Annotated in this window: 28 protein-coding genes; 13 read left to right on the top strand and 15 right to left on the bottom strand. The window is 73.0% G+C overall.

The annotated features are described in order from the left end of the window. Nucleotides 1–7 precede the first annotated feature (7 nt). Nucleotides 8–1,000 carry an AraC family transcriptional regulator gene (locus JOD46_RS05665; RefSeq protein ID WP_204392343.1) on the bottom strand — a complete coding sequence of 331 codons (993 nt, stop codon included), beginning with the start codon at nucleotides 998–1,000 and terminating at the stop codon, nucleotides 8–10. 145 nt (nucleotides 1,001–1,145) lie between these two features. Between JOD46_RS05665 and JOD46_RS05660 the strand changes: the two genes are divergently transcribed. Further along, nucleotides 1,146–1,973: an NmrA family NAD(P)-binding protein gene (locus JOD46_RS05660; RefSeq protein WP_239562596.1), complete on the top strand. Its 828-nt coding sequence runs from the start codon at nucleotides 1,146–1,148 to the stop codon at nucleotides 1,971–1,973. Between the two features lie 16 nt (nucleotides 1,974–1,989). Here JOD46_RS05660 and JOD46_RS05655 read toward each other — a convergent pair whose 3' ends face one another. Beyond that, entirely contained in the window at nucleotides 1,990–3,258 is a 1,269-nt protein-coding gene (locus JOD46_RS05655; RefSeq protein ID WP_204392341.1) for a trans-sulfuration enzyme family protein, read from the bottom strand. 90 nt (nucleotides 3,259–3,348) lie between these two features. Here JOD46_RS05655 and JOD46_RS05650 point away from each other — a divergent pair, with 90 nt between their 5' ends. Continuing rightward, nucleotides 3,349–3,804 carry an Lrp/AsnC family transcriptional regulator gene (locus tag JOD46_RS05650; protein ID WP_204392339.1) on the top strand — a complete coding sequence of 152 codons (456 nt, stop codon included), beginning with the start codon at nucleotides 3,349–3,351 and terminating at the stop codon, nucleotides 3,802–3,804. Nucleotides 3,805–3,823: 19 nt separating this feature from the next. Here JOD46_RS05650 and JOD46_RS05645 read toward each other — a convergent pair whose 3' ends face one another. From JOD46_RS05645 to JOD46_RS05635, 3 genes are read right to left on the bottom strand one after another with little or no spacing between them, the layout of a single operon-like run. Beyond that, nucleotides 3,824–5,203 carry an aspartate ammonia-lyase gene (locus tag JOD46_RS05645; protein ID WP_204392337.1) on the bottom strand — a complete coding sequence of 460 codons (1,380 nt, stop codon included), beginning with the start codon at nucleotides 5,201–5,203 and terminating at the stop codon, nucleotides 3,824–3,826. Next, complete coding sequence (locus JOD46_RS05640; protein WP_204392335.1) at nucleotides 5,200–6,615, bottom strand: aldehyde dehydrogenase family protein; 1,416 nt, start codon at nucleotides 6,613–6,615, stop codon at nucleotides 5,200–5,202. The genes JOD46_RS05645 and JOD46_RS05640 overlap by 4 nt, the downstream gene beginning before the upstream one ends. Continuing rightward, nucleotides 6,608–7,669 carry a homoserine dehydrogenase gene (locus JOD46_RS05635; protein WP_204392333.1) on the bottom strand — a complete coding sequence of 354 codons (1,062 nt, stop codon included), beginning with the start codon at nucleotides 7,667–7,669 and terminating at the stop codon, nucleotides 6,608–6,610. The genes JOD46_RS05640 and JOD46_RS05635 overlap by 8 nt, the downstream gene beginning before the upstream one ends. Before the next feature lie 285 nt (nucleotides 7,670–7,954). On the opposite strand from JOD46_RS05635, the gene JOD46_RS05630 reads away from it, so the two are divergent. The 3 genes from JOD46_RS05630 to JOD46_RS05620 are packed head-to-tail and all read left to right on the top strand — an operon-like array spanning nucleotide 7,955 to nucleotide 11,402. Then, a complete protein-coding gene (locus JOD46_RS05630; protein ID WP_204392331.1) occupies nucleotides 7,955–9,472 on the top strand; it encodes an amino acid permease in 1,518 nt (505 codons plus the stop codon). 4 nt (nucleotides 9,473–9,476) lie between these two features. Beyond that, the gene (alr, locus tag JOD46_RS05625; RefSeq protein WP_204392329.1) at nucleotides 9,477–10,610 is read left to right on the top strand and encodes an alanine racemase; all 1,134 of its coding nucleotides are present in this window, start codon (nucleotides 9,477–9,479) and stop codon (nucleotides 10,608–10,610) included. Nucleotides 10,611–10,646: 36 nt separating this feature from the next. Then, entirely contained in the window at nucleotides 10,647–11,402 is a 756-nt protein-coding gene (locus JOD46_RS05620) for an IclR family transcriptional regulator domain-containing protein (protein WP_204392327.1), read from the top strand. Between the two features lie 10 nt (nucleotides 11,403–11,412). Here JOD46_RS05620 and JOD46_RS05615 read toward each other — a convergent pair whose 3' ends face one another. Next, nucleotides 11,413–12,213 (bottom strand): IclR family transcriptional regulator, encoded by an 801-nt coding sequence (locus JOD46_RS05615; RefSeq protein ID WP_204392325.1) that lies wholly within the window; start codon nucleotides 12,211–12,213, stop codon nucleotides 11,413–11,415. Between the two features lie 98 nt (nucleotides 12,214–12,311). Here JOD46_RS05615 and JOD46_RS05610 point away from each other — a divergent pair, with 98 nt between their 5' ends. Next, nucleotides 12,312–14,297 (top strand): acyl-CoA dehydrogenase family protein, encoded by a 1,986-nt coding sequence (locus JOD46_RS05610; protein ID WP_204392323.1) that lies wholly within the window; start codon nucleotides 12,312–12,314, stop codon nucleotides 14,295–14,297. On the opposite strand, the gene JOD46_RS05605 is transcribed toward JOD46_RS05610, so the two are convergent. From JOD46_RS05605 to JOD46_RS05590, 4 genes are read right to left on the bottom strand one after another with little or no spacing between them, the layout of a single operon-like run. Continuing rightward, entirely contained in the window at nucleotides 14,294–15,358 is a 1,065-nt protein-coding gene (locus JOD46_RS05605) for a winged helix DNA-binding domain-containing protein (RefSeq protein WP_204392321.1), read from the bottom strand. The two genes, JOD46_RS05610 and JOD46_RS05605, sit on opposite strands and share 4 nt — an antisense overlap. Next, entirely contained in the window at nucleotides 15,355–15,834 is a 480-nt protein-coding gene (locus JOD46_RS05600; RefSeq protein ID WP_204392319.1) for a recombinase family protein, read from the bottom strand. Before JOD46_RS05600 ends, JOD46_RS05605 begins: the two co-directional genes overlap by 4 nt. Before the next feature lie 51 nt (nucleotides 15,835–15,885). After that, nucleotides 15,886–16,761 carry an RNA polymerase sigma-70 factor gene (locus tag JOD46_RS05595; protein ID WP_204392317.1) on the bottom strand — a complete coding sequence of 292 codons (876 nt, stop codon included), beginning with the start codon at nucleotides 16,759–16,761 and terminating at the stop codon, nucleotides 15,886–15,888. A gap of 10 nt (nucleotides 16,762–16,771) precedes the next feature. Then, on the bottom strand, nucleotides 16,772–17,371 hold the full coding sequence (locus JOD46_RS05590) for a carboxymuconolactone decarboxylase family protein (RefSeq protein WP_204392315.1): 600 nt from the start codon (nucleotides 17,369–17,371) through the stop codon (nucleotides 16,772–16,774). A gap of 123 nt (nucleotides 17,372–17,494) precedes the next feature. On the opposite strand from JOD46_RS05590, the gene JOD46_RS05585 reads away from it, so the two are divergent. Beyond that, nucleotides 17,495–17,878 (top strand): YciI family protein, encoded by a 384-nt coding sequence (locus JOD46_RS05585; RefSeq protein ID WP_204392313.1) that lies wholly within the window; start codon nucleotides 17,495–17,497, stop codon nucleotides 17,876–17,878. Nucleotides 17,879–17,885: 7 nt separating this feature from the next. Here the strand turns inward: JOD46_RS05585 and JOD46_RS05580 are convergent, their stop codons facing one another. After that, on the bottom strand, nucleotides 17,886–18,875 hold the full coding sequence (locus JOD46_RS05580; RefSeq protein ID WP_204392311.1) for an ArsR/SmtB family transcription factor: 990 nt from the start codon (nucleotides 18,873–18,875) through the stop codon (nucleotides 17,886–17,888). A gap of 74 nt (nucleotides 18,876–18,949) precedes the next feature. On the opposite strand from JOD46_RS05580, the gene JOD46_RS05575 reads away from it, so the two are divergent. Continuing rightward, nucleotides 18,950–19,345, top strand: coding sequence for a cupin domain-containing protein (locus JOD46_RS05575; protein WP_239562594.1), 396 nt, complete (start codon nucleotides 18,950–18,952; stop codon nucleotides 19,343–19,345). 113 nt (nucleotides 19,346–19,458) lie between these two features. Then, nucleotides 19,459–20,223 (top strand): SDR family oxidoreductase, encoded by a 765-nt coding sequence (locus JOD46_RS05570; RefSeq protein ID WP_204392309.1) that lies wholly within the window; start codon nucleotides 19,459–19,461, stop codon nucleotides 20,221–20,223. Nucleotides 20,224–20,253: 30 nt separating this feature from the next. Here JOD46_RS05570 and JOD46_RS05565 read toward each other — a convergent pair whose 3' ends face one another. The 3 genes from JOD46_RS05565 to JOD46_RS05555 are packed head-to-tail and all read right to left on the bottom strand — an operon-like array spanning nucleotide 20,254 to nucleotide 21,999. After that, the gene (locus JOD46_RS05565) at nucleotides 20,254–21,165 is read right to left on the bottom strand and encodes a hypothetical protein (protein WP_204392306.1); all 912 of its coding nucleotides are present in this window, start codon (nucleotides 21,163–21,165) and stop codon (nucleotides 20,254–20,256) included. A 16-nt stretch (nucleotides 21,166–21,181) separates the two neighbouring features. Beyond that, nucleotides 21,182–21,499 carry an ArsR/SmtB family transcription factor gene (locus tag JOD46_RS05560; protein ID WP_307834920.1) on the bottom strand — a complete coding sequence of 106 codons (318 nt, stop codon included), beginning with the start codon at nucleotides 21,497–21,499 and terminating at the stop codon, nucleotides 21,182–21,184. Continuing rightward, nucleotides 21,496–21,999: an SRPBCC family protein gene (locus JOD46_RS05555; RefSeq protein WP_204392304.1), complete on the bottom strand. Its 504-nt coding sequence runs from the start codon at nucleotides 21,997–21,999 to the stop codon at nucleotides 21,496–21,498. Before JOD46_RS05555 ends, JOD46_RS05560 begins: the two co-directional genes overlap by 4 nt. 148 nt (nucleotides 22,000–22,147) lie before the next feature. Here JOD46_RS05555 and JOD46_RS05550 point away from each other — a divergent pair, with 148 nt between their 5' ends. Further along, nucleotides 22,148–22,552, top strand: a complete 405-nt coding sequence (locus JOD46_RS05550; protein WP_204392302.1) for a hypothetical protein — start codon at nucleotides 22,148–22,150, stop codon at nucleotides 22,550–22,552. Here the strand turns inward: JOD46_RS05550 and JOD46_RS05545 are convergent. Further along, on the bottom strand, nucleotides 22,542–23,009 hold the full coding sequence (locus JOD46_RS05545) for a MarR family winged helix-turn-helix transcriptional regulator (protein ID WP_204392300.1): 468 nt from the start codon (nucleotides 23,007–23,009) through the stop codon (nucleotides 22,542–22,544). The two genes, JOD46_RS05550 and JOD46_RS05545, sit on opposite strands and share 11 nt — an antisense overlap. 106 nt (nucleotides 23,010–23,115) lie before the next feature. Between JOD46_RS05545 and JOD46_RS05540 the strand changes: the two genes are divergently transcribed. The 3 genes from JOD46_RS05540 (at nucleotide 23,116) to JOD46_RS05530 (ending at nucleotide 26,503) form a co-directional block, all read left to right on the top strand. After that, nucleotides 23,116–23,769, top strand: a complete 654-nt coding sequence (locus JOD46_RS05540; RefSeq protein WP_204392297.1) for an FMN-dependent NADH-azoreductase — start codon at nucleotides 23,116–23,118, stop codon at nucleotides 23,767–23,769. 188 nt (nucleotides 23,770–23,957) lie between these two features. Beyond that, the gene (locus JOD46_RS05535) at nucleotides 23,958–26,252 is read left to right on the top strand and encodes a carbon starvation CstA family protein (protein ID WP_204392295.1); all 2,295 of its coding nucleotides are present in this window, start codon (nucleotides 23,958–23,960) and stop codon (nucleotides 26,250–26,252) included. Beyond that, complete coding sequence (locus JOD46_RS05530; protein ID WP_204392293.1) at nucleotides 26,252–26,503, top strand: YbdD/YjiX family protein; 252 nt, start codon at nucleotides 26,252–26,254, stop codon at nucleotides 26,501–26,503. Before JOD46_RS05535 ends, JOD46_RS05530 begins: the two co-directional genes overlap by 1 nt.

Here is a 26,503-nt window from a genome sequence, read left to right as displayed (position 1 = left end):
CGCCAACCTACCCCGGCGCGCCGACGCGGCCGACCGCGGCCGACGGAGGTGCGGCGCGGCGGACCGCGCCCGGCGGAACGCCGTGGCGCCGCGTGAAGGCGCGGCTGAACGCGGACTCCGAGGTGTAGCCGACGCGAGCCGAGATCGCGGCGATCGGGTCGGTCGTGCGGGTGAGCTCGACGCGCGCCTGGTCGAGGCGCCACGCGGCGAGGTAGCGCATCGGCGGCTCGCCCACGAGCGCGGCGAACCGTTCGGCGAAGGCCGAGCGCGAGAGGTTCGCGACGCGGGCGAGGCGCACGAGCGTCCAGTCCTCGTCGGGGCGGGCGTGCATGCGGCGGATGGCGCGGCCGACGTGCGGGTCGCGGAGGGCGGCGAGCCATCCGGCCTGCACCTCGGCGTCGCGCAGCCAGCGGCGCACGACCTGGATGGCGAGCACGTCGGCCAGCCGGCTCATGACGGCCTCCGCGCCGGGCTCGGTCGATTCGGCCTCGCGGGCGAGCAGCCGCAGCACGGTCGTGAACGCGCCGAGCTCGTCGCCCCCGCCCGGGCCGACCCGGATCACGTCGGGGAGCTCCGCGACGAGGCGGGCGGTCAGCGGCGCGTCGACCCGCATCGCGGCGTACGCGACGAGCGTGCGCTCGCCCCCGCCGCCGTGGCGCATGTGCTCGTAGGTGTCGCCGAGCCGGATGGCGGGGATGTCGAAGAGCGGCGTCGTCGCGACATCCGGACCGCTGCGCATGAGGTGGGGAACACCGCGTGTGATCAACGCCGCGCCGCCCTCCTCGAGCGGGTACCGCTCGTCGCCGACCTCGAGCACGCAGCGCCCGGCGAGGACCACGGGCAGCGTCATGTAGCCGTCGAGGCGCGGGAACTCGACGCCCCAGGGAGCCGTGAGCTCGGCGCGGCAGTAGAGCGCGCCGGTGAAGCGAAGCAGGTGCAGGCCGTCGCCGAGCTCGTCGGCGTCGTCATCCCGGGCGCCGGACGTGCGGGGATTGACCATGCGTCCACGGTGTCATGCCGGGCATCCGGCCGCGCCGCGGCGTGGACGATCGGCAACGGAATGCGGACTGGAAGCGATTGTCCGTCCGGATCGCCGGGCCGAAGGTGGGATCGCACCATCCGGATCTCCCGAAAGGACCACGGACATGACCACCACCATCGCCGTCATCGGCGCCACCGGCAAGACCGGCCGTCGCGTCGCCGAGCGACTCGAGCAGCGCGGCCTCGACGTGCGGCGCCTCGCCCGGGGCACGTCGCCGACATTCGACTGGGACCGACCCGACGGATGGCGCGACGCGCTGGCGGGCGTCGACCGCGCGTACGCGGCCTACGTGCCCGACCTGGCCGCACCCGGCTCCGATGCCGCCATCCGCCGTCTCGCCGAGACGGCCCGCGACGCGGGCGTGCGGCACCTGGTGCTGCTCTCGGGGCGGGGCGAGGCCGCCGCTCGCCGCTGCGAGGAACTGCTCTTCGCGTCGGGCCTCCCGGCCACGGTCGTGCGCGCGAGCTGGTTCCTGCAGAACTTCACCGAGGGGATGCTGCGCGACGCCGTCGACACGGGCGTGCTCGCCCTGCCCGCCGGCGACGTGCGCGAGCCCTTCGTCGACGTCGACGACCTCGCCGACGTCGTGGTCGAGGCGCTCACGGGCACCGGCCACGAGGGGCGCGTGCACGAGGTGACCGGGCCGGCGTCGCTGACGATGGCCGAGGTCGCGCAGCTGTTGACCGAGGCGTACGGCCGCGAGGTGCGGTACGTGGCGATGGGGTTCGACGAGTTCCACGGGGCCGTCGCCGCCGAGGCCGGGCCGGAGACGGCCACGCTGCTCGCCGAGCTCTGCCGCGAGGTGTTCGACGGCCGCAACGTGCGCACCACGACCGGAGTGCTCGACGCGCTCGGGCGGGCGCCGCGCGCCGCGCGCACGGTCTTCGCGGAGGCGGCGCGGGCGGAGGCCGCCGCGACGGCGCCGCGGTGATCGCGGGCCGTCGTGCTCAGACCCCGGCGCCGACGACGGCGGGATCGGTCGCGTGTGCGGCCGACCCGTCGTCGACGGCGCCGAAGGTCGCGTCGAGCGCGGCGGCGAGGTCGGCGACGAGGTCGGCGACGTCCTCGATGCCGACCGAGAGCCGCAGGTGGCCGTGCGTGCGGAACTCCTCGGGATACGCGGCGACCCGGCCGCCCTCTGTGCCCACGTGCACGATGAGCGAGTCGTCGTGGCCGAGCGAGAACGCCGAGGTGATCAGCCGCAGGTTGGCGACGAAGCGGTTCTGCGCGTCGGGGCCGCCCCTGACCGCGAAGGCGATCATGCCGCCGAACCCGCGGTCGCCGAAGAGGCGGCGCGCGAGGTCGTGCTGCGGGTGCGAGGGCAGGCCCGGGTACGCGACGTACTCGACGCGCGGGTCGGCGGCGAGGTGCTCGGCCAGCACCGCCGCAGTGGCGAACGTCTGCCGCAGGCGCAGCGGCAGCGTGACCGAGCCGCGCTGGATCTGCGCGGCGTTGAACGGCGAGATGATGCCGCCGACGTCGACCATCGCGTCGGCCTTGATCGGCTCGATGAGCTCGCGGCGGCCGATGACCGCGCCGCCCATCGCGTCGCCGTGCCCGTTGATGTACTTGGTCAGCGAGTGCACCACGAGGTCGGCGCCGTCGGCGAGCGGCCGATAGAACGGCGGCGGCGTGAACGTCGAGTCGACCATGACGATCGCGCCGTGCTCGTGGGCGATCGCGGCCACGGCCGGGATGTCCGCGACCTTCGTCGTGGGGTTCGCGATCGCCTCGACGCACACCAGCCGGGTCTCGGGCCGCATCGCCGCGCGGACGGCATCGAGGTCGCTCACGTCGACGAAGGTCGCCTCGATGCCGTACCGACCGGGCAGCAGCTCGGTCCACAGCCGCCAGGTGGCCTCGTAGGTGACGTCGCTCACGACGACGTGGTCGCCCGCGCGCACGTGCGTGAAGAAGACGGCGTGCAGCGCGGCGACGCCGCTCGCGAGCGCGACCGCATCCTCGCCGCCCTCGAGCACGGCCAGCTTCGCCTCGAGCGCCGCCTGGTTCACGCCGGTGTTGCGCGTGTAGAGGCCCGGCGCCGTCGCCGACCAGCTGATCGCGCTCGGGTCGTCGGGCAGCTCGTAGGAGTTCGCCATGACGATGGGCACGCGCAGCGCCCCGTGCCCGCGGTCGGGCGCGTTGCCCGCGTGCACCGCCATGCTGAGGTCCGAGAGCGAGTCCGGACGTCGGCGGTCGGGTCGTGCGTGCGGCATGGGAACTCCTTCAGTGTGCATCATCGACATCCTGTATTGTCAGTATTGCACGCCTTGCTGGCGTTGCGCTCGCCCGACGGAGGAGGCGCCATGGTCGGAGCCCGGCTCGACGAGATCGATCGACGCATCCTCGCGCAGTTGACCGAGGATGCCCGCGCACCGCTCGTGACCCTCGCCGCCCGCGTGCACCTCTCGCGGAACGCGGTCCGGCAGCGCATCGAGCGGATGGAACGCGACGGCGTCATCGCGGGCTACACCGTCGTGCGGGGCCGAGCCGAGGGCGAGCCCCACCCGGTCTCCGCGATCGTGTTCGTCTACCGGTCCGACCGCATGCGCGGCGGCCAGGTGCTCGCCGAGCTCGCGGCCATCCCCGAGGTCGTGCGCTGCGACGTCCTCGCGGGGCAGTTCGACCTGCTCGTGACCCTCCAGGCCGACTCGATGGACCGGGTCGGCGAGATCTGGGAGCGCATCGCCGCCCTGCCCGGCGTGGCCGACACCGTGACCTCCGTCGCCCTGACGACCGTGATCGATCGCACGGTCGCCTGACGACGGAGGCCACGGCACGTCACGCGAGCAGCCGCTCCGCCTCGTCGACGCTCAGCCCGCTCACGAGCGCGACCGACTCCGCGACCGTCGCGCCGCTCGCGAGCGCATGCCGGGCGGCGGCCGTCGCCGCGTCGTAGCCGATCACCGGCACGAGCGCGGTCACCGCGCCGACCGAGCGCCCGACGCGCTCCTCGAGCAGCGCCGCGTTCGCCTCGATGCCCTCGACGCAGTGCTCGCGCAGCACGCGCACGCCCTGCGTGAGCCATCCGCTCGACTGCAGGAGCGACTGGGCGATGATCGGCTCGAACGCGTTCAGCTGCAACTGCCCGCCCTCGGCGGCGACGGCGACCGTGACATCCGCTCCGATCACGGCGAACGCGATCTGGTTCACGACCTCGGGGATCACGGGGTTGACCTTGCCGGGCATGATCGACGAGCCCGCCTGCCGGGCCGGCAGCCGGATCTCGGACAGTCCCGCCTGCGGCCCGCTCGCGAGCAGCCGCAGGTCGTTGCAGATCTTCGACAGCTTCACGGCCGTGCGGCGCAGCATCGCCGACGCGTGGAGGAACCCGCCCGCGTCCCAGGTCGCCTCGAACAGGTGCGCCGCCGGCGTGACGTCGAGCCCGGTGAGGCCGCGCAGCTCGGCCACGACGGCCTCCCGGAAGCCCTGCGGCGCCGTCACGCCGGTGCCGACCGCGGTCGCGCCGAGGCTGCACTCGAGCAGCAGCGGGATCGCCTCCTCGAGGCGCGCGACATCCTCGCGGACGGCCACGGCGAACGCCGAGAACTCGTCGCCGAGGGTCATGGGCACGGCATCCTGCAGCTGCGTGCGGCCGACCTTGCGGATGCCGGCGAACGCGGTGCCGCGATCCGCGAACGCGTCGGCGAGGCGCGCGAGCTCGGGGATGAGCTCGCGCAGCGCCGCCACGACCGCCAACCGGATCGCCGTGGGGTACACGTCGTTCGTGGACTGGCTGCGGTTCACGTCGTCGATCGGGTGGATGACGTCGTAGCGGCCACGCTCGTGGCCGAGCCGCTCGAGCGCCGCATTCGCGATCACCTCGTTGGCGTTCATGTTGGTGCTCGTGCCCGCGCCGCCCTGCACGACGTCGACGCAGAACTGCTCGTGCAGTTCGCCGCGCGCGATCCGCTCGCACGCGGCGTCGATCGCCTCGGCCTGCCCAGCCGTGAGCAGGCCGAGCCCTCGGTTCGCGCGGGCCGCGGCCTGCTTCACCACCGCGATCGCCCGGACCAGCGCCGGATGCCGCGAGATCGGCGTGCCGCTGATCGGGAAGTTCTCCCGGGCGCGGAAGGTGTGCACGCCCCAGTACGCCTCGGCCGGCACCTCGACGGCGCCGAGCGAGTCCGACTCGAGCCGGACCCGGACGCCCCCGCTCACGTGCTGATGCAGACGACCTTGGGCTGGGTCATCTCCTCGAACGCGAACCGGACGCCCTCGCGGCCCATGCTGCCGTACTTCGCCCCGCCGAACGGCATGCCGTCGACGCGGTAGTCGGACGAGTCGTTGATCATCACGCCGCCTGCCTCGAGCGACTCCGCGACCCGGAGCGCACGGTTCAGGTCGCGCGTGAAGACCGCGGCGTGCAGGCCGTACTCGACGTCGTTCGCGAGGGCCACGGCCTCGTCCTCGTCATCGAACGGCTGCAGCATCACGATCGGCGCGAACGCCTCGTCGGCCCAGACCTCGCACGAGACCGGAACCGACTCGAGCACGGTGGGCCAGAACACCGAGCCCTCGCGGCGATCCCCCGCGAGCACGACCGCGCCCGCCGCGACCGCGTCGGCGACGAGCCGCTCGGCCCGCTCGGCCGCGGCCGTCGAGATCATCGGACCCACGTCGGTCGTCTCAGCGGCGGGATCGCCGGCCTGCAGCAGGGCGGATGCTGCGGCGAACCGCTCGCGGAACTCCTCGTAGATCTCACGCTGCACGAGCACGCGCTGGACGCCGACGCAGTTCTGCCCCGCCGCCCAGAACGCGCCCGAGACGCACGCCTCGACCGCGGCCGGAACGTCGGCGTCGCCGAACACGACCACGGGCGCGTTGCCGCCGAGCTCCATCGCGAGGCGCTTGAGCCCGGCGCCGCGCGCGATCGCCTCGCCCGTCGCGAAGCCGCCGGTGAAGGACACCATCCGGATCTCGCGCACCGCGATGAGGGCCTGGGCGAGATGGCGGTCGCCGTGCACGACCGTGATGATCTCGTCGGGCGCACCCGCGTCGACGAGCACGTCGACGAGGAACTGCGCCGTGAGCGGCGTCGCCTGCGACGGCTTGAGGATCACCGCGTTGCCGGCGGCGAGCGCGGGCCCGAGCTTGTGCGCGACGAGGTTCAGCGCGTCGTTGTACGGCGTGATCGCGAGGATGATGCCGAGCGGCTCGCGCGTGAACCAGCCGCGCCGGCGCTCGGAGCCCTCGAAGGCGTCGAAGGGGATCACCTCGCCGGCGTTCGATCGGGCGGCCTCGGCGGAGAGCGAGAGGGTCGTCACCGCCCGGCGGACCTCCTTGCGGGCCTGGCGCACGGTCTTGCCGGCCTCGCGCACGATGAGCTCGGCCGCCGCGTCGGCCCGCTCGGCGAGCAGCGCGGAGGCGCGCTCGAGCACGGTGTGCCGCTGGAACCGCGACATCGCGCTCGAGAGGGCGAAGCCGACCCGGGCGCGGTCGAGGATCCGGTCGACGTCGGCGGGCACGTGCTGCGGCACGCGGCCGATCTCGGAGCCGTCGTACGGGTCGAACACGGGGGCGAAGCGCGGGGACATGCCGGTGGCCACGGGGGCGATGACGATCTCAGGCATGCGCGGCCTCGCCCACCGTCGCGCGCCGGCCGGCGTCGATCGCGATGAGGTCGGACAGCAGCGCGTACGCCGTCTCGATGCGTCCGGCGCCGGGGCCCGACACGGTCACGGTTCCGAGCAGGTCGGTGTCGAACGCGACGGCGTTGGTCGGACCCGAGATGCCGGCGAGCGGGTGCTCGAGCGGCAGGGCGACGGGCTCGACGCTCGCCGTGATCGACCCGTCGGCGTCGCGCCGGGCCGAGCCGATGAGCTTCCAACGCCGGCCCTGCGCCGCGGCGTCGACGATGTCTCCTGCCGAGACCGTCGAGAGCCCGCGCCGCGTCACGTCGGCCGTGGTAATCGAGCCGCCGAGCACCTCGTTGGCGAGGATCACGACCTTCAGCTGCACGTCGGAGCCCTCGAGGTCGGCGGTGGGGTCGGCCTCGGCGTAGCCCAGCTGCTGCGCCTCGGCGACCGCGTCGGCGAGCGCGAGCCCGTCCTCCATCCGCCCCAGCACGTAGTTGCTCGTGCCGTTGAGGATGCCCTGCACGCCCTCGACCCGGAGACCCGCGAACATCCGCTCGGCGAACCGCAGCACGGGCGTGCCGCTCATCACGGCGCCCTCGTGCTCGAAGCGCACGCCGTGCGCCTCGGCGAGCGCCCGCAGCTCGGTTCCGGCGAGGGCGACCGGGCCCTTGTTGGTCGTGGTCACGTTGCGGCCCGACTCGATGGCCCAGCGCACGTGCGACACGGCGGGCTCGCCGTCGACGGGGTTGGTGAACGTCGCCTCGACGACCGTGTCGGCCGTCGTGTTGCGGATCACGACCTCGTTGCGCGGCTCGGGGTGGCCGCCGGGCAGGCTGGCGAAGCTCGCGCCGGGGCCGAGGGCGAGCACCTGGGCGAGGTCGATGCCGTCGGCCTGCATGAGCGAGCCGAGCCGGAGGTCGGTGATCGCCACGACGCGCAGCTCGAAGCCGAGCTGGTCGGTCAGCGCAGAGCCGCGGTCGGAGATGAGCTCGGCGAGCGCGCGGTTGACGCCGCCGAAGCCGATGAGTGCGAGGTCGTGTCGTTCCACGTGGGTTCCTCCTTGGTCGAAGCCGGTTGCGGACCATCCTGCGAGCGGGCCGTGTCAGCGGCGGGTGCCGAATCGTCCACGTGGATGGACGATCCGCCCGTCGCACGGTCGTTCCGCCTCGACCGGTTCGGCGGGCCATCCGATCGCGTCATCGCACTTGCGGCGTCGAGTGCAGACATGTAACGTCCACGAAACCGAGGAGCGTGCATCATCGTCATACATTGATGCTGATATTGCATGCACTCAATGACGAGCCCCCTCACCAGAACACGGAGGACTGTCCTCATGACCGCACCCGCAAGCCGCACCACCGAGGTGCCCAACGCACTGCCGCACACGACGGCGACCCAAGTGCCCTACCGACGACTGCAGCGCTCGATGGACGCGCGGCACCTGATCATGATCGCGCTCGGCGGCGTGATCGGCTCGGGCCTGTTCCTGAGCTCGGGATACACCATCAACCAGGCCGGGCCGCTCGGCGCGATCATCGCGTACGGCATCGGCGCGGTCGTCGTCTACCTCGTGATGGCCTGCCTCGGCGAGCTCGCGCTCGCCTACCCGGTCTCCGGGGCGTTCCACATCTACGCGGCGCGCGCGATCAACCCCGCGACCGGCTTCACCACGGCGTGGCTCTACTGGCTCTGCTGGGTCGTCGCGCTCGGCTCGGAGTTCACGGCCGCCGGCATCCTGATGCAGCGATGGTTCCCCGCGGTCGACGTGTGGGTCTGGTGCCTGGTCTTCGCGGCCCTCCTCTTCACGCTCAACGCCATCTCGGCGCGCGTGTTCGGCGAGGCCGAGTTCTGGTTCTCGCTCGTCAAGGTCGCCGCCATCATCGGCCTCATCGTGCTCGGCGGCGCGGCGATCTTCGGCTTCACGCCGCTCTCGCCGGACGACCACGACCCCATCGGGTTCGGCAACTTCATGACGCCCGACGGACTGTTCCCGACCGGGATCGCCGGCGTGCTCATGACCGCGCTCGTCGTCTTCTACGCGTTCAGCGGTTCCGAGCTGATCGGCGTCGCGGCCGGCGAGACCAAGGACCCCGCGCGCAACATCCCGAAGGCGCTCCGCTCGACCGTGCTGCGCCTCGTCATCTTCTTCATCGGCTCGATCACCGTCATCGCCGCCATCGTGCCCTACGAGGAGACCGGCCTCACCGACAGCCCGTTCGTGACCGTGTTCGAGTACGTCGGCGTGCCGTACGCGCCCGACATCATGAACTTCGTCATCATCACGGCGCTGCTCTCGGCCGGCAACAGCGGGCTGTTCTCGTGCGCGCGCATGCTGTTCTCGCTCGCCGAGGAGGGCCACGCGCCCCGCGCCTTCACGCGCCTGACGCGACGCGGCATCCCGATCGTCGCGCTCAGCCTCAGCATCGTGATCGGCCTCGCGTCGCTGCTCTCGAGCGTGATCGCGCCCTCGACCGTCTACCTCGTGCTCGTCTCGATCGCGGGCTTCGCCGTCGTCGCGGTCTGGATGTCGATCGTCGCGGCGCAGTTCTTCCACCGGCGCGCGTTCGTGCGGGCGGGCGGCGATGTCTCGACGCTCGCGTACCGCACCCCGCTCTACCCGGTCGTGCCGATCGTTGCGTTCGTGCTGCTCGGCATCTCGATCGTCGCGATCGCGTTCGACCCCAACCAGGTCGCCGCGCTGTACTTCGGCATCCCGTTCGTCGCGGGCTGCTACCTGTACTTCTGGCTGCGCCACGGTCGCCGCGGGGCGAAGCCCGCCGCGACCGTCTCCGAGGAGGCGCCCGTCGACGCGATCGACGACGGCGCATCGGCCGCTCCGAAGGGCGCGTGATCCGATGACGCCGGCCCCGGGCTGGGTCGAGGTCGACCTCGACGCGATCGAGCACAACCTCGACACCGTGCTGCGCCGCATCGACGACACCGCCGACGTGTGCGCGGTCGTGAAGGCCGACGCGTACGGCCACGGCATCGAGCACGTGCTGCCGCTCGTCATCGCCCGGGGCATCGGCACCATCGGCATCACGAGCACCGACGAGGCGGTCGCCGCCCGCTTCCTCGGCTACACCGGGCGGATCCTCAGGATCCGCCCGGCGCTCGCCGAGGAGGTCGAGGAGGGCATCGCCCACGGCGTCGAGGAGTGGATCGGCGGCGCCGACCACGCGGAGGTCGTCGCGCGGGTCGCCGCCGCGCGCGGCATCCGGATCCGGGCGCACGTCTCGATCAACGCCACCGGCATCACGCGCGACGGGATCGAGCTCGCCGCCCCCGGCGGCCCCGACGAGATGGGTCGCGTGCTCGCCCGCCGCGAGCTCGAGATCGTCGGCGTCTGCTCGCACTTCCCGTGCGAGGACCGGGCGGATGTCGCGCACGGCGCCGCGGCGTTCCAGGTGCAGGCCGCGGCGGCGCTCCGCGCGATGCCGGCGGGCCGTGACGCGGTCCGCCGGCACTGCGCGACCTCGTTCGCGGCGCTCACCGTTCCGGAGTCGCGCTTCGACCTCGTGCGGATCGGCGCGGCCCTCTACGGCGACACCGCCGCGCCCGATCCCGCGCTCCGCCCCGCGTTCACGCTCAAGTCGCGCGTGGCCGCGGTGAACCGCTACCCGGCGGGTCGGACGGTCGGCTACGAGCGCACGCACCGCCTGGAGCGCGACGCGCTGCTCGCCTCCGTGCCCATCGGCTACGCCGACGGCGTGCAGCGCTCGCTCGGCGGGCGGGCGTCGGTGCTCATCCGCGGCCGGCGGGTGCCCATCGTCGACCGCCACGCCATGAACACGCTCACCGTCGACGCGACCTCGCTGGGGCACGTCGAGCCCGGCGACGAGGTCGTGTTCTACGGTTCCCAGGGCGACGAGCGCATCTCGTCGGCCGACCTCGAGCACGCGAACGGCCACATCGCCGCCGACCTCTACTCGGTGTGGGGCCGGCTGCACCCGCGCGTTCCCGTCCGCACGGCGGCGCGTGCGCTGTAATGGAGTCGGTCCCCCGACCGGTGAGGAGTCGAGCGCATGCAGATCCCGTCCTCGCTCGCGCAGGGGTTGCGGCTCGTCGAGATCGCGGTCGAGCGCGAACGCTCCGGCCGGCCCGGCTACACGGCGTCACGGCTCGCCGACACCGCGGGCATCGAGCGGAGCCGCGTCTCACGCCTGACCCGTGAGCTGCGCGACCTCGAGTACCTCGAACGCGACGACGCCCAGGTCTTCCGCGCGGGCGACCGCTTCCTCTCCGTCGCCGCCGCACTGCAGGAGCCGCTGCTCCGGGCGTCCCGGCCGCTGCTGCGATCGATCGCGGCGCGGTTCCCGGTGACGGCGCGCATCACGGGTCGCGACGGCGTGCGGGCCATCCTGCTCCGCTTCGAGGCCGGCGCCGGAGCGGCCGACGCGGCCGTGCATTCCGGCATGATCACCCCCGTGTGGTCGACGGGTGCCGGTCGTGCGCTGCTCTGGGACCACGGCGCCGGCGAGCTCGAGGCACTCCTCGCCGACGTCCAGTTCGTCGGCGTCGGCGGCCCGGGCGGCGCCCGGTCGGTCACCGAACTCGACGCGCTGATGCGCCGCGACCGCGCCGCGGGGATCATCCGCGCCGAGGACGAGTACGACGACGGCGTGCTCGAGCTCGCGCTGCCGATCCGCGACGCTCGCGACGCCGTCGTTGCGGCGATCAGCGTCAGCAGCTCATCGCGCGATCGCGACCACGTCGAGACGCTCGTCGAGGCGACGACGCATGCCGCGGCGCGACTCGCCGCGGTCGTCGAGGCGCACTGACGCGACCCGCTCAGGCCCCGGCGTCGGGCCGATCCGCCTCGACGGTCGCCCCGAGTCGTCGCGAGAGCTCGTCCGCCGCCTCGACGCACAGCGCCCCGAGCTCCGCGGTGCGCGGCGCGAGCGCGACGCGCTCCCCCACGACCTGCACGGCCGCGACCACCTCGCGACGGAAGTCGTGGACGGGCGCCGAGACCGAGTAGAGGCCCGGCTCGGCCTCCTCGTCGACGATCGCGAACCCCCGCGCGCGCGCGGCGTGCAGGCGCTCGAGGAAGTCGTCGGCCGAGGTCGGCGCGTTGGGCCCCGCCGATGCGAACCGGGTGCCCGCGAGCACCGCCCGCACCTCGTCGTCGTCGGCGTCCCACAGCACCGCCTGCCCCGCGTCGCTGCAGTAGGCGGGGTAGGCGCGGCCGATCCACGAGCCGATCATGCGCGACGACGGCGGCACGCTCTCGACGATCGTGACCGTGCGGTCGCCGGCGAGCGCGCCGAGGAAGCAGGCCTCGTCGGCGGCGGAGCTGAGCCGCTCGAGCACGTCGATCCCGTCGACGCGGAGCCGCCGGTCGGTGAGCTCCTGCGCGGCGGCGTACCAGTCCCAGCCGAGCCGGTAGGCGCGGTCGTCGCCGCGCACGACCAGGCCGAGGGCTTCGAGGGAGGCCAGCGTGCGCGAGACCTGCGACCGGTCGCGCTGCAGCCGCGCCGCCACGGCCGAGACGGTCGCGCTGAACGGCGCAACGCTCGTGAGCGCCGCGAGCGCGGAGAGCACGTCGAAGCCGCGCCCCATGCTCGACGTCGCGTCGACCTCACCGTGCATGGGTCCACGCTACCGAGTGGCGGCCCTCGCGGACGCCGGCAAGCCCGTTCCGATGCCGCCGGCCCGGGCGTACATTGGGCCTCAACGAGGAGGTCCGCGTGAGCGCCACCGAGTCCAACGAGTCCGCCCGGTCCGCCGACCGTCGGGGCGCCGCGCCGCCGCACGTCGACGCGCAGCAGTCGCGGGCCGTCGCCGAAGCCGCCCGCGAGCGGGAGTGGCAGAAGCCGAGCTTCGCCCGGGGCCTGTACCTCGGGCGGTTCGACCTGTCGCTCATCCATCCGCATCCCCGATCCGATCCCGGTCGCGTCGAACGCGGCGACGCCTTCCTGGCCGGCCTCGAGTCCTTCCTGCGCACCGTCGACGCCCCGCGCATCGAGCGCGAGGCGCGCATCCCCGACGAGGTGTTCGAAGGGCTCGCCGAGCTCGGGGCGTTCGGCATGAAGATCCCGGTCGAGTACGGCGGCCTCGGGCTCGGGCAGTACCACTACAACCGTGCGCTCGTGCTGATCGGCTCGGTCAACGCGAGCCTCGGCGCGCTGCTCTCCTCGCACCAATCGGTGGGCGTCCCCGAGCCGCTCAAGCTCGCGGGCACCGACGCGCAGAAGCGCCGGTACCTGCCGCGGTGCGCCCGTGGCGCCATCAGCGCCTTCCTGCTGACCGAGCCCGAGGTCGGGTCGGATCCCGCGCGCCTGCGGGCCACCGCGGTGCCGACGGAGGACGGCGCAGCGTACGTCCTCGACGGCACGAAGCTGTGGACCACCAACGGGCCCGTCGCCGAACTGCTGGTCGTCATGGCGCGTGTGCCGAAGTCCGATGGGCACCCGGGCGGGATCTCGGCGTTCGTCGTCGAGGCCGACGACCCGGGCATCACGGTGCACCGCCGCAACGCGTTCATGGGGCTGCGCGGGATCGAGAACGGGCTCACCACGCTCCGCGGGGTCCGCGTCCCGCGCGAGAACCTCATCGGCCGGGAGGGCCAGGGGCTCAAGATCGCGCTGACCACGCTCAACGCCGGCCGGCTCGCAATCCCCGCGATCTGCGCCGGCACGGCGAAATGGAGCCTGAAGATCGCCCGGGAGTGGTCGCAGGCGCGCGTGCAGTGGGGCCATCCGATCGGCGGCCACGCCGCGGTCGCCCACAAGGTCGCGTTCATCGCGGCGACGACCTTCGCGCTCGAGGCGGTGGTCGATCTCTCGGGCGTGCTCGCCGACGAGGACCGCAAGGACATCCGCATAGAGGCGGCCCTCGCGAAGATGTGGGCCTCCGAGATGGGATGGCGCATCGCCGACGAGCTCGTGCAGATCCGCGGCGGACGCGGATTCGAGACCGCCGCGTCGCTCGCCGCGCGAGGCGAGCGCGCCGTCGCCGCCGAGCAGGTGCTCCGCGACATGCGGATCAACCGGATCTTCGAGGGCTCGACCGAGATCATGCGGCTGCTCATCGCCCGCGAGGCCGTCGACGCCCACCTCACCGCGGCCGGCGACCTCATCGATCCGAAGCTCGATCTCGCCGCCAAGGTCAGGGCCGCCGCATCGGCGAGCGGGTTCTACGCGCGCTGGCTGCCGCAGCTCGTCGCCGGCGCGGGCGACCTGCCCGCGGCCTACGGCGAGTTCGGCGCGCTCGCGCCCCACCTGCGGTACGTCGAGCGCACGAGCCGCAAGCTGGCCCGCGAGACGTTCTACGGCATGGCGCGCTGGCAGGGCGCCCTCGAGCACCGGCAGGGATTCCTCGCGCGCGTGGTCGACATCGGCGCCGAGCTGTTCGCCGTGTCGGCGTCGTGCGTGCGCGCCGCCATGATCGCCGCCGACGCGCCGGAGCACGCGAAGTCGGCCTTCCAGCTCGCCGACACCTTCGCCGCACAGTCCCGGCACCGCACCGAGCGCCTGCTCGACGAACTGTGGCGCAACACCGACGCCGACGACGAACGCCTCGCGGAGCGCGTGCTCGACGGCCGCTACGCCTGGCTCGAGCAGGGCATCGTCGATCCGAGCGAGGGCACCGGCCCGTGGATCACGGAGGAGATCCCGGATGACGCGATGGAAGACGTCCACCGCCGGGTGATCAGGCTGATCGACGAGCCCTAGGCCCTGACCTCCACGCGCGACTCCAGCCCGAGGAACGCGCCGTATCGGTCGGCCGCCTCGCGGAGGGATGCCAGCTCCGCCGTCCGCAGCGCGCGATGCGGCTCGAGCCCGAACGTGACGACATTCCGGCTGACGGTGCGCCGCATGCCGGCGACGAGCTGGGCGTCGACGAGGGCCATGCCGAGCGCCGTCTCACGACCATCCGGCAGCAGGCGCTCGGCATCGATGACGGAACGCGAGTCCTGGTAGCCGCGGTACATCTCGTCGAGCACCTGCAACAGGTGGCCGGATGGGGCGGCGGAGACCTGGGCGTCACCGGGCGCATGCAGGAAGACCCGGCCGTCGTGCTCGAACGAGCTCAGCCGGTCGCACGCCCCCGCGATGCCCCGGCGGACGTCCGTCAGGGTGAGCGTGGCCCAGTACGCGAGATCGCGTTCGGTGGCGGGGCCGTGCGAGGTGAAGTAGCGCAGCGCCAGCTCGGCGAGCGCCTCGTCGCGATCGAGCCTTCGCGGTGCGCGGACGCGCTCCGAGAAGAGGGCGTAGGTGTGCTCCCCGTCGGCCGGAACCCCGCTGCAGATGAGGGCGCGCAGTTCGAGTCGGGCGAGCAGCAGCATCAGCTGCTGGCCCGTGAGCCCGCTTCCCCGCGCCTCGAGCTCGCCCGCGAGCTCGCCGCGCGTGCGATCGGGCCGCTCGGCGAGGATCGACAGGACCTCGTCGGTCAGGCGGGTGAGCCGGTCGGCCAGGGCCCGCAGCTGCTGCTGAATGACGGGCAGCACGCGCGGCGCCGTGAGCTCGAGCAGCCACGCCGAGTCCTCGGCCCGCACGTAGTGCCACGTCGGCCGCAACACGTGCGTGCGCAGCACTCGTCCGCTCGCGAGCGCACCGGCGAGGTCCTCCTGCGTCGGGTTCGTGGTCCGCGCCGCGACCGCCCACGCCGACTGGGACGGGTTCTCGGCCTGCACGCCCAGCAGCGTCGACACCACCGCGTCGGCGCCGTCGACCGGGTCCGCAAGCCGCTGCGAGTGCAGCCGCCAGCGGGCGATGTCCCGGTCGGAGGTCACGCCCGGGCGTCCTCCAGGTGCGGGGCGCCGTGGCTCAGCACCTTCACGACGAGGTCGTGGCGACGCAGGGCGCGGATGGTGCGGGCCACCTCGTCGGCCGTGCGGCCGAGTGCGCGCTCGTTCGCGACCACCAGCACGTCGCCCGCCCGGAGCGTCTCGAACAGGCGCGCGAGCCGCTGCTCCCAGGACTCCGGCGCGTCGGGCGTGGGATAGCGGAAGTCGAGGATCTGCACGCCGAACCTCGTGAGGTCGGTGCGCTGCTCGAGGATCGGCGGCATGTCGTCGCGCAGCACGACGAGCCCGACGAGGCGCGAGCGCTCGGGCCGCGCCTTCCACCAGTCGTGGTTGCGCTGGAGCTCCTCGAAGCACTCGGGGCAGCCGAGGGCGTGATGGCCGGGCCCGTGCGCCACGCCCGCGGCGTCCGGATGCGCCGGCGCCGCGGCATCCGTCGTCGGATCGGTCGTGTGGTCGGCCATGTCGGAACCCCTTCGCATCGGTTCCATTGTGACGGAGTCGCCGCCCCGCCGTCAGCGCTCGAGCGGCGCCTCGGCATCGATGCGGGCGAGCTTGTCGGGGTTCGCGACCGAGTAGACGCGCGTCACGCGGCCGTCCTCGACCGTCACGCTCAGCACGGCCGCGACCTCGCCGTCGAGCTCGACCCGCACGCCCGGCGCGCCGTTGACCCAGGCCAGCCTCGCGACCGGACGCACCCCCCACTTCTCGAGGCCGCCGCGCAGGTAGGCGACGAGCTTGCCCGCGCCGACGATGGGTCGCCGCGCGGCGCCGCGCACCTTGCCGCCGCCGTCGGCGATCGCCACGACGTCGGGGGCGAGGACGTCCATGAGCCCCTGCAGCTCGCCGGTGTTGAAGGCCGTGATGAACCGCTCGAGCACCTGCTCCTGCTCGCTCGGCGCGACGTGGACGCGCGGCCGCCGGGCCGCGACGTGCTCCTTGGCCCGGTGGGCGATCTGGCGCACCGCCGCGGGCGACTTGCCGACCGCGTCGGCGATCTCGTCGTACGGCACGTCGAACACCTCGCGCAGCACGAACACCGCACGCTCGGCGGGGCCGAGCGTCTCGAGTACGGTGAGCGTGGCCATCGACAGGCTCTCGGCGAGCTCGACGTCGGCCGCGACATCAGGGCTCGTCAGCACCGGCTCGGGCAGCCACTCGCCGACGTAGTCCTCGCGGCGGCGCGACAGCGTGCGCAGGTGGTTCAACGACTGCCGCGTCACGATGCGCACGAGGTACGCACGCGCGTCGCGCACCTCGGCACGGTCGGCGGACGCCCAGCGGAGCCACGACTCCTGCAGCACGTCCTCGGCGTCGGCCGCCGAGCCGAGCAGCTCGTACGCGACCGTGAAGAGCAGGTTGCGGTGGGTGACGAACGGGTCGGTGGTCATCACGGTCACCCTACGCCGCGCCGCCGACGACGTCGGCCGCGGTTGACCGGCTCGCGAGCGGCGGGAGCCCGCAGGCATCCGCGAAGTGCTCGGACCGGATGCCGAGCGCGATGTTGCCGCGCGCGGTCGCGTTCATCAGGCCGACCTTCGCGCTCAATTCGACCAGCGCGGCCGGTCCGAGCTCGGCGAGCAGCGCGTCGGACAACTCGTCGGTGACCGCGACGGGCGTCTCGCACATGGCCTCGGCGTACTCCATCACCCGGCGCTCGAGCGGCGTGAAGACGGATGACTCGCGCCAACGCGGCACCTCGCGCGCCTTCGCCTCGTCGAGGCCGTGGTCGTGCGCGAGGAAGTAGTGGAAGTCGAGGCAGAAGCTGCAGCCGATGGCCGCGGCGGCGGCCATCGCGGCGTACGACGAGAGGGTCGCGTCGAGCGCGCTCCACCGCTCGGACTTGCGGCCGATGCCCATCAGGTCCATCAGCACCCGGCGGTTGTGCCACATCACGCCGACCGAGTCGGGCACGCGGCCGAGCATCCGGCGAGCGCCGAACCTCGCGAGTGCGCCGATGGGGCCGGTGAGTTCGGCGGCGGGGATGCGTGCAGTGGTCATGGCTCCTCCAAGATCTCGGAACGTGTCGACATGCAGACACCGCCGCGCATGCGCGTGTGACAGACGGGTCGGACCCGCAGCCATCCGCCCGCCGGTATCGGAGGATCGGCGTACCGTGAGCGGATGCCGCGCAATCCCGATATCCCCGATGCCTTCGACGTGATGACCGTCGTGGTCCTGCGACGCCCGCCCGACGCGCCCGACCTGCCCGAGGCGGAGCTCGACGCGCTCCAGCTCCGGCACCTCGCCTACCGGGCCGAGCTGCGACGCCAAGGGGTGCTCGTCGCGAACGGCCCGTTCGACGAGCAGAGCGACGAGTCCTATCGCGGCATGTCGGTGTTCGCGTGCGGCCCCGCCGAGGCGGCGCGGCTCTCCGACGGCGACCCGTCGGTCATCGCCGGCCGGCTCGCGTACGACGTGATGGAGTGGTGGGTCGCCGCCGGTTCGATCGCGTTCCCGCTGGCCGATCGCGCGGTCGGCGAACGCCGGTCGATGCCCGACGCCTGAGCGCTGCTCACGCCGTGGTGCCGACGAGGGCCTCCCCGAGCGGCGTGCGCTGGTGCAGCATCCGCGCGCCGTCGCGCCGGCTCGCGATGAGCCCGGCATCGCGCAGCACGGTGAGGTGATGCGACGCGGTCGAGATCGCGAGGCCCGCGTCGGCGGCGACCTGCGACGTGGTGCGGGCCTCGTGCGCCGCGAGCAGGATGCCCGCGCGAGCACCGCCGAGGAGGGCGCCGAGCGCGACGTCGCGCGCCGCGACATCCGCCGCCCATCGCTCGGTGACCCCGTCGGCCGGGTAGAAGAGCGTCGGCTGCGCGGGTGGCTCGGTGAGCACCGAGCAGCCGAGCCCGCCGAGCACCGAGGGCACGAGCACGATGCCGGAGCCGCGGCAGTCGAGCTCCTCGGAGTGGAACCCGAGCTCGACCCGCAGCGTGCCGTCGTGCCATCCGACCGTGCGGTGCAGCCCGCCGACCATGCTCGCGATGCCGTCCGTCGCGATGCGCCGGGCGCGGACGGCGATGTCGGCCCGGAGGATGCGCTCGAGCTGGGGCCACACCGGCTCGAGCAGGGCCGACCAGAGCTCCAGCCACGCGTCGGCCATCATCGCGCGCGTGCGCGGCAGGTCGTCGAGCATCCGGCGCACCGCGTCGCGCCGCGCGCCCTCGGACCGCGCGACCACCTTGCCGAGATCCACCCGCATGAGCTCGTCGGGCACGGCGCGCAGGCGAGCGGCCTCGTCGCGCGGCTCGAGGTCCCACGTGGGGGTCGTGGTCAGGAAGTCCGGGAAGTACCCGCGCTCGCGCACGAGGACGGCGAAGAGCTCGAACGCCTCGCGTGGCACCCGGTCGCGCACGCTGCGGAGCCAGCCCCACTGCAGCGGATGCTCCGCCGGACGCTGCAGCACGCGGACCGCGTGGCAGAGCTCGTGGCCCGGTGAGACGCCGAATCGGATCGCGGAGATGTCGTCGGCGGCCAGCCTGAAGTCGACGACGTTTCGATCCACATCGAAACACTAACCGCCGTCGGCTCGCCGCGCGACGCTTGCTGCACGCGCACCGAACCCCAGAGGAGACCACCATGAACGCCGCCGAGATCACCCTCGCCCCCACCATGCAGGCGCCGCCCGACGCCGGCGTCGTGCCGGCCGAGGCGCTGCGCATCGGCACGGGCCGCACCCGCCGCTTCGTCGGGCGCGAGCACGGCGCCGCCGTCTCGTACTTCTTCGTCGACAACGACCCGGGCCAGGGTCCCGGACTGCACTGGCACCCGTACCCCGAGACCTGGGTCGTGCTCGAGGGCACCGCTGAGATCACCATGGGCGAGCGCCGGATCGTCGCCCGCACCGGCGACACCGCGACCGTGCCCACCGGCGTCTGGCACCGCTTCGAGAACGTCGGCGACGGCCCGCTGCGGATGCTGTGCATCCACGCGTCCGCGGTCATCGTCCAGACCTGGGCCGATGAGGAGGACTGAGCCCCCGGGAACCCAAGGTCCGGCCGGATGTCACGGATCGCCGTGCCATCCGGTCGGAGCTGGGTGACGGGACGCGGAATCGCCGCGACCGCCCCAACGGAAGGCACCGGATCATGAAGATCGTCGTCATCGGAGGCACCGGCCTCATCGGCTCGAAGGTCGTCTCGCTGCTCGCCGAGCACGGGCACGAGGCGGTCGCCGCCTCGCCGAACTCGGGCGTCGACACCATCACGGGCGCCGGCGTCGCCGAGGCGCTCGCGGGCGCCGACGTCGTCGTGGATGTCTCGAACTCGCCCTCGTTCGCCGACGACGACGTGCTCGCGTTCTTCACGACCTCGACGCGCACGCTGCTTGCGGCCGAACGCGAAGCCGGCGTCGGGCACCACGTCGCGCTCTCGATCGTGGGCACCGACGAACTGCCCGACAGCGGCTACCTGCGGGCCAAGGTCGCGCAGGAACGACTCATCCGAGAGTCGGGCCAGCCGTACACGATCGTGCGCGCGACCCAGTTCTACGAGTTCGCCGCGCGCATCGCCGACGAGGCCACCACCGACGGCGTCGCCCGCGTCTCGACCGGCATCATGCAGCCGATGGCCGCCGTGGACGTCTCGGCCGCCGTCGCCCGCTTCGCCGAGGACGCTCCGCGCAACGCCGTCGTCGAGATCGGCGGACCCGAGCGGATCGCCATGTCGGACCTCGTCCGTCGCAGCCTCGACGCGCGCGGCGACCGCCGCGAAGTCGTCGCCGACCCGGCGGCGCCGTACTTCGGCACGCTCCTGCACGGCGACGAGCTCGCCCCGGGCGCGGGCGCGGAGCTGTCGGAGACGACGTTCGACGCGTGGCTCGCGGCGCACGCCGAGGCGGCCGCCGGCAGGTAGCCGTCTGCCGCCTGGGGCACGCCGACCGGCTCATCGCGACCCTGCGCCGGCGCCCGGCAGCAGCAGCGCCAGCAGCTGCACCCCGATCGCCGACGCGACGAAACGGTGGCGTCGATCGCTGGTGAGCAGGGCGACCCAGTCGAAGCGGCCGGCGTCCACGAGGCCGACGAAGGAGCCGTCGGCATCGTGGACGCCGTACTCGACCCGGAAGCCGCCGTAGTATGCAGACTCGGTGGCCGCGCGGACCACGTCGACATCGGAGAACGCCCGGGCGATCGCGACGGCGGTCCGCTCGCCGAGCGCGTCATGCGCCCGATCCGACCGGACCACGGCGCGCGGTGCCGAGCATCGCGCGCCATGCCGCTCGACGGCCAGCTCGAGCACCCGCCGGTGGACGCGGAGTTGCGCGATCACGGCCTCGACCTCGAAGGCATGTTCTGGGCGCGCTCGACCCGCGTCGGCGATCGCGAACAGCCGGAAGTGCCGGGTATGCCCCTCGCCCGCGGGTGCTGCCTGCATGCGGAGGACCTGGTGCACGGTGCAGAGTCGTGCATCGCGGCCCGGTGCCTCCTGCAGCCGGCGCGCCGCCTCGAGGGCGAGGACGTTGGTGGGATCGGAGACGACCTCGGTCGGACGGATGGTCGAGAGCGTCCGGTCCTGCGAGGTCGGGGCAAGGCGCGACGCGGTCCCGAGCGGTGCGACGGGTGAGAGCAGGAGGGCGTCGTAGTCCGGCGCCGCCTCGAGCGCCAACGCGTCGAGAGCGACGGAGGTGCGCTGATCCACCCCCGACGGAGCCACCGTGTCGTCCTGACGCCACTGCGCGAGCAGCTCCGCGGGCCGACGCCCGGCCGCACGCACCCGCGCGTCGGCCAGGAGGGCGCCACGACGATCGTGCGCGACCGGCGGATCCGGCTGGGAGGGAGGCGGAGGTTCGATGACCATGTCCCGATCGTGCGGCCTAGCGCCCCTCGGCGATCTCCTTGATCACGGCGAGGCGGCGGTCCCACTCGGCGCCGATCGCGTCGAGGCGGCGCGCCGTCTCGCTGAGCTGCGATCCGACCACCCGGTAGCGCACCTCGCGGCCGACGCGGAACGGCTCGACGAGGCCCACCTGCTGCAGGACGGCGAGGTGCTTCGCGATCGCCTGCCGCGTGACGGGCAGGCGCCCGGCGAGGGCCGATGCGGAGGCGTCGCCCTCGCCGAGGGCGGCCAGGATGCTCCACCGGGTCTCGTCGCCGAGCGCGGCGAACATCGGCACGAGCGTCGCGGTGGTCACGAGTGGCCCTCGGCCGCCCCGACGCCGACGCCCTCGAGCAGGTCGACGAGCTTGTCGAGCTCGGAGCCCCAGCCCTCGGCGTGCGAGGCCATGTTGGCGGCGGGATCGGAGGTGCGCTCGAAGCCGGTCTCGACGACCGTGAGCTGCGTGCCGTCGGCCAGCGGTTCGAGCGTGAAGGTGAACACGGTCGAGGTCGACTCGTCGAGCGTGTCAGGCAGGCGGCCGAGCGCGTCGTCGTTGCCCCAGCGGTACGTCACCGACCGCGGGGCGTCCATCGCCTCGACGCGGATCGGCACGGCGCCGTAGCCGGCGAAGGTCATCGTGCCCTCGGCCCCCGGGCCGCGGGCGTCGAGCTCGGTGCGGCCGAACCACGCGGAGATGTGCTCGGGTTCGGTGACGGCGGCCCAGACCCGCTCGACCGGCGCTTCGATGCGGATGGTGCGTCGCACCGTGAACGCCGCGTCGTCGACGACGGCGGGCTGGTTGTCGGTCATGGTCATGATGATCCATCCTCTCGGGCGACATCGCAACCCCTCGGTTGCGATGTGTCGATGGTCGCAGGGATCGCGCGCCTCTGCAACCCTTCAGTTGCATACTGACACCGCTCGAAGGGGTGTCGCGACCGTCGAGCGGGACTAGAGTTCGGCCATGGAACCGGAACCCGGACGGTCCGCCGCCCCGGCCGCCGAACGAGGCGGCTGGCTCTCGCGCATCCCGCTGTGGGTGCGCATCCTCGTGCCCGTGCTGGTGCTCGGCGGCCTCGCCGTCGCGCTGGTCGTGGGGCTCGTCGACGCCTCCGAGTCCGACGACCCCGAGGAGGTCGCGTCGGCCATGTGCCGAGAGGCGGCGCTGGAGGAGCTCGACTCCCCCGACCGGACGGCCGGCGACGTGTCGCAGGACTTCGAGGTGATCGAGACCGACGGCGGGTACCGCGTGCAGGGCACCGCGACCTACGAGGACGAGGACGGGGCCACGCAGAGCGGACTCGTGCGCTGCGTGGTGGCGGAGGAGGACGGCGCACTCCGGGTGCGCAGCGTCCGCTTCAAGTTCTGACCGGCCGCGAACCGACCTCGGAGGCTCGGCCGGTGACGTCGTCGAGCACAGCCTCGAGCCCGTCGGCGAGCGCCGCCAGGCGCGCGGGATCGACCCCGGCGAGTTCGCGCTCGATCGCGGGCAGGTAGACGCGTGCGGCCGCGAGGAACCGCCGCGTGCCCTCGCGCGTGAGCACGGCGTAGGCGGAGCGGCCGTCGTCGGGATGGCGTTCGCGCTCGACGAGGCCGGCGGCCACGAGCTCGTCGACCAGCCGGCTCACGCGCGTGCGGCTGAGCACGACCCGCTCGGCGAGCTGTCCCATGGTCAGCCGGCCGCCGCCCTCGCGCAGCTCGAGCAGCACGTCGTACCACGCGAGCGGCATGCCGCCGTCGCGCGCCACCGCGCGGTCGAGCCTCGGGAGCAGCGCCGCGTGCAGCCGCAGCACCGCGGCCCAGGTGCGTTCGGCGTCGGTCGTCATGGGGCGATCCTACCCGATTATGTGCGTGCGCACATATCTGTTACGATGCCCTCGTTCTGATTTATGTGCGTCCGCACACATCTACATCAGCACGGAAAGGCCGACCATGACCACGCTCCTGCACATCTCCGCCTCGCCCCGCGGCGAGGACTCGGAATCGCTCGCCATCGCCCGCACCTTCCTCGACGCGTTCCGCGCCGCCCAGCCCACGGCATCCGTCGACGAATGGGACCTGTGGGACGGCTCGCTCCCCTCGTTCGGGCCCGACGGCGCCGGGGCGAAGATGCGGATCTTCGCGGGCGAGCAGCCCGTCGGCACCCAGCAGGTCGCGTGGCACCGCGCCCGCCTCGCCTTCGAACGCTTCGCCGCCGCCGACCTGTACCTCTTCAGCCTGCCGATGTGGAACGCCGGGATCCCCTACATCGCGAAGCAGTTCATCGACGTGGTCAGCCAGCCGGGCATGGTGTTCGGCTTCGACCCCGAGGCCGGGTACACCGGACTGCTCCGCGGCCGACGCGCCGCAGTCGTCTACACCAGCGCGGTCTACGGCGACGACCGCCCGCCGGCGTTCGGCAGCGACTTCCAGCGGCCGTACTTCGAGGACTGGCTGAACTGGGCCGGCGTCACCGACGTCGACTCCGTCGCGTTCCGGCCGAACCTCGCCGTCGCCGACGCCGAGCCCGGCCGCCGCGCCGCCCACGACGAGGCGCGCCGCCTCGGGGCCGAGTTCGGGAGGAGCGCGCTGCGACGCGCGTCCTGACGCCGCATCCGCCGCGGTGCCGACGCGCGACACCCGCCGCTGCGCTGCCCGCCGTCGCGCCGTTCGTCGCGGGAATCGACCGTTCGCCGCGCCGAACGGCCGTCGACCGCGGGCGGCGGGCGGCGCGGCCGGCCTCCTCCGTAGCGTGAGCGCGTCCCGCGCAACGACGCGACCCCCAGGAGGAGACAATGACGTCGCAACCCCCGCAGCCGACCCTCGACGCCGGATCCGGCGACGACGGCACGCTCGCATCAGATCCGTCCCTGCCGCACACCGCCGTCCCCGAGGCGGAGCTCGAGCGGGAGTCCAAGTGGACGGTGCCCAAGATCCTGCTCTGGTCCGCGATCGCGCTGCTCGGCGGCGTGGCGTGGGTCATGCTCGCGCTCGTGCGCGGCGAGACCGTGAACGCGATCTGGTTCGTGTTCGCGGCCGTGTGCAGCTACCTCATCGGCTACCGCTTCTACTCCAAGGTCATCCAGCGCTACATCGCGCGACCCGACGACCGTCGCGCCACGCCCGCCGAGGTACGGGCCGACGGGAAGGACTTCGTCCCGACCGACCGTCGCGTGCTGTTCGGCCATCACTTCGCCGCGATCGCCGGCGCGGGTCCGCTCGTCGGCCCGGTGCTGGCCGCGCAGATGGGCTACCTCCCCGGCACGCTCTGGATCATCGTCGGCGTCATCCTGGCCGGCGCCGTGCAGGACTACCTCGTGCTGTTCTTCTCGATGCGCCGCGGCGGCCGCAGCATCGGCCAGATGGCCCGCGACGAGCTCGGGAGGATCGGCGGCACCGCCGCGATCGTCGCCTCGCTGCTGATCATGCTGATCATCATCGCGATCCTCGCGCTCGTCGTCGTGAACGCGCTCGGCGAGAGCCCGTGGGGCGTCTTCAGCGTCGCCATGACGATCCCGATCGCGCTGTTCATGGGCGTCTACCTCCGGTACATCCGCCCCGGTCGCATCACCGAGGTGTCGATCATCGGCTTCGTCCTGCTCATCGCCGCGATCGTCGCGGGCGGATGGGTCGCGGGCACCCCGTGGGGCGCCGAGGTGTTCCACCTCGACCGCACGGCGATCGCGTGGGGCATCATCGTCTACGGCTTCATCGCCGCGGTCCTGCCGGTGTGGCTGCTGCTCGCCCCGCGCGACTACCTGTCGACGTTCATGAAGATCGGCGTCATCGTCATGCTGGCCGGCGCGATCGTGCTCGTGCGCCCCGAGATCACGGTCCCCGCGTTCAGCGAGTTCGCGGGCGGCGAGATCGGCCCGGTCTTCTCGGGCTCGCTCTTCCCGTTCCTGTTCGTGACCATCGCGTGCGGCGCCCTCTCCGGATTCCACGCCCTGATCGCCTCGGGCACGACGCCGAAGCTCCTCGAGAAGGAGCGCCAGTCCCGGTTCATCGGCTACGGCGGCATGCTCATGGAGTCGTTCGTGGCGATCATGGCGCTCGTCGCGGCCATCTCGCTCGACCGCGGGATCTACTTCGCCATGAACTCCTCGGCGGCCGCGACCGGCGGCACCGTCGAGGGCGCGGTCGCGTTCGTCAACTCGCTCGGCTTGACCGGCGTGAACCTCACGCCCGACATGCTGACCTCGACGGCCGCCGCCGTCGGCGAGGAGTCGATCGTCTCGCGCACCGGCGGCGCACCGACGCTCGCGCTCGGCCTCGCGCACATCATGCAGCAGGCCTTCGGCGGGGCCGCGATGGCGGGCTTCTGGTACCACTTCGCGATCATGTTCGAGGCGCTCTTCATCCTGACCGCGGTCGACGCCGGCACCCGCGTCGCGCGCTTCATGCTGCAGGACTCGATCGGCAACGTGATCCCGAAGTTCAAGGACACCGCCTGGCGGCCCGGCGTCTGGATCACGACCGCGATCATGGTCGCCGGATGGGGCTACATCCTGATCCTCGGCGTCACCGACCCGCTCGGCGGCATCAACACCTTCTTCCCGCTGTTCGGCATCGCGAACCAGCTGCTCGCGGTCATCGCGCTCTCGGTCGTGCTCGCGATCGTCGCCAAGCGCGGGCGGAGCTACGTCCGCTGGCTCTGGATCGTGGCGCTGCCGCTCGCGTTCGCCGCCGTCGTGACGATCACCGCGTCGATGTTCAAGATCTTCTCGCCGGTGCCGCAGGTGGGCTACTGGGCCAACCACATCGCGTTCCGCAACGCCCTCGAGGCCGGCGAGACCTCGTTCGGCACGGCGCCCAGCGTCGAGGCGATGGAGGCGGTGGTCCGCAACACCGCGGTGCAGGGCACGCTGTCGATCGTCTTCGTCACCCTCGCGATCGTCGTGCTCATCGCCTCGGTGCGCACGACCATCGTCGCCATCCGCAACGGCGGCGGCGAGAATCACGAGGATGCCGCGGTGGCCTCCCGCCGGTTCGCGCCGGCCGGGTTGATCCCCACCAAGGCCGAGTCCGCGCTCGAGAAGGAGTGGGCCGCGCTCCCCGCCGATCGGCGTCCCGAGTCGGTGCGGCACTGATGACCGCCGGCAGCCACGGCCGCCCCGCCCGGATCCAGGTCCGGGCGGGCGCGGCCCTGCCCGCCGTCCGCCGCCTCGTCGGGGCGGTCGGATGGTACCTGCAGGAGCTCATGGGCGACACGGCGTATCGCCGCTATCTCGAGCACCACCGCGCACACCACGGCCCGGAGCATCCGCCCCTCACCGAACGCGCCTTCTGGCGCGCGAGAATGGACGATCAGGACCGCAACCCGGGGGCCCGCTGCTGCTGA

This window comes from Agromyces aurantiacus, from assembly GCF_016907355.1.
Classification (GTDB): Bacteria; Actinomycetota; Actinomycetes; order Actinomycetales; family Microbacteriaceae; genus Agromyces; species Agromyces aurantiacus.
Note: the sequence above shows the minus strand (reverse complement) of the source record. Positions and strands in the feature narration are given on the sequence as shown.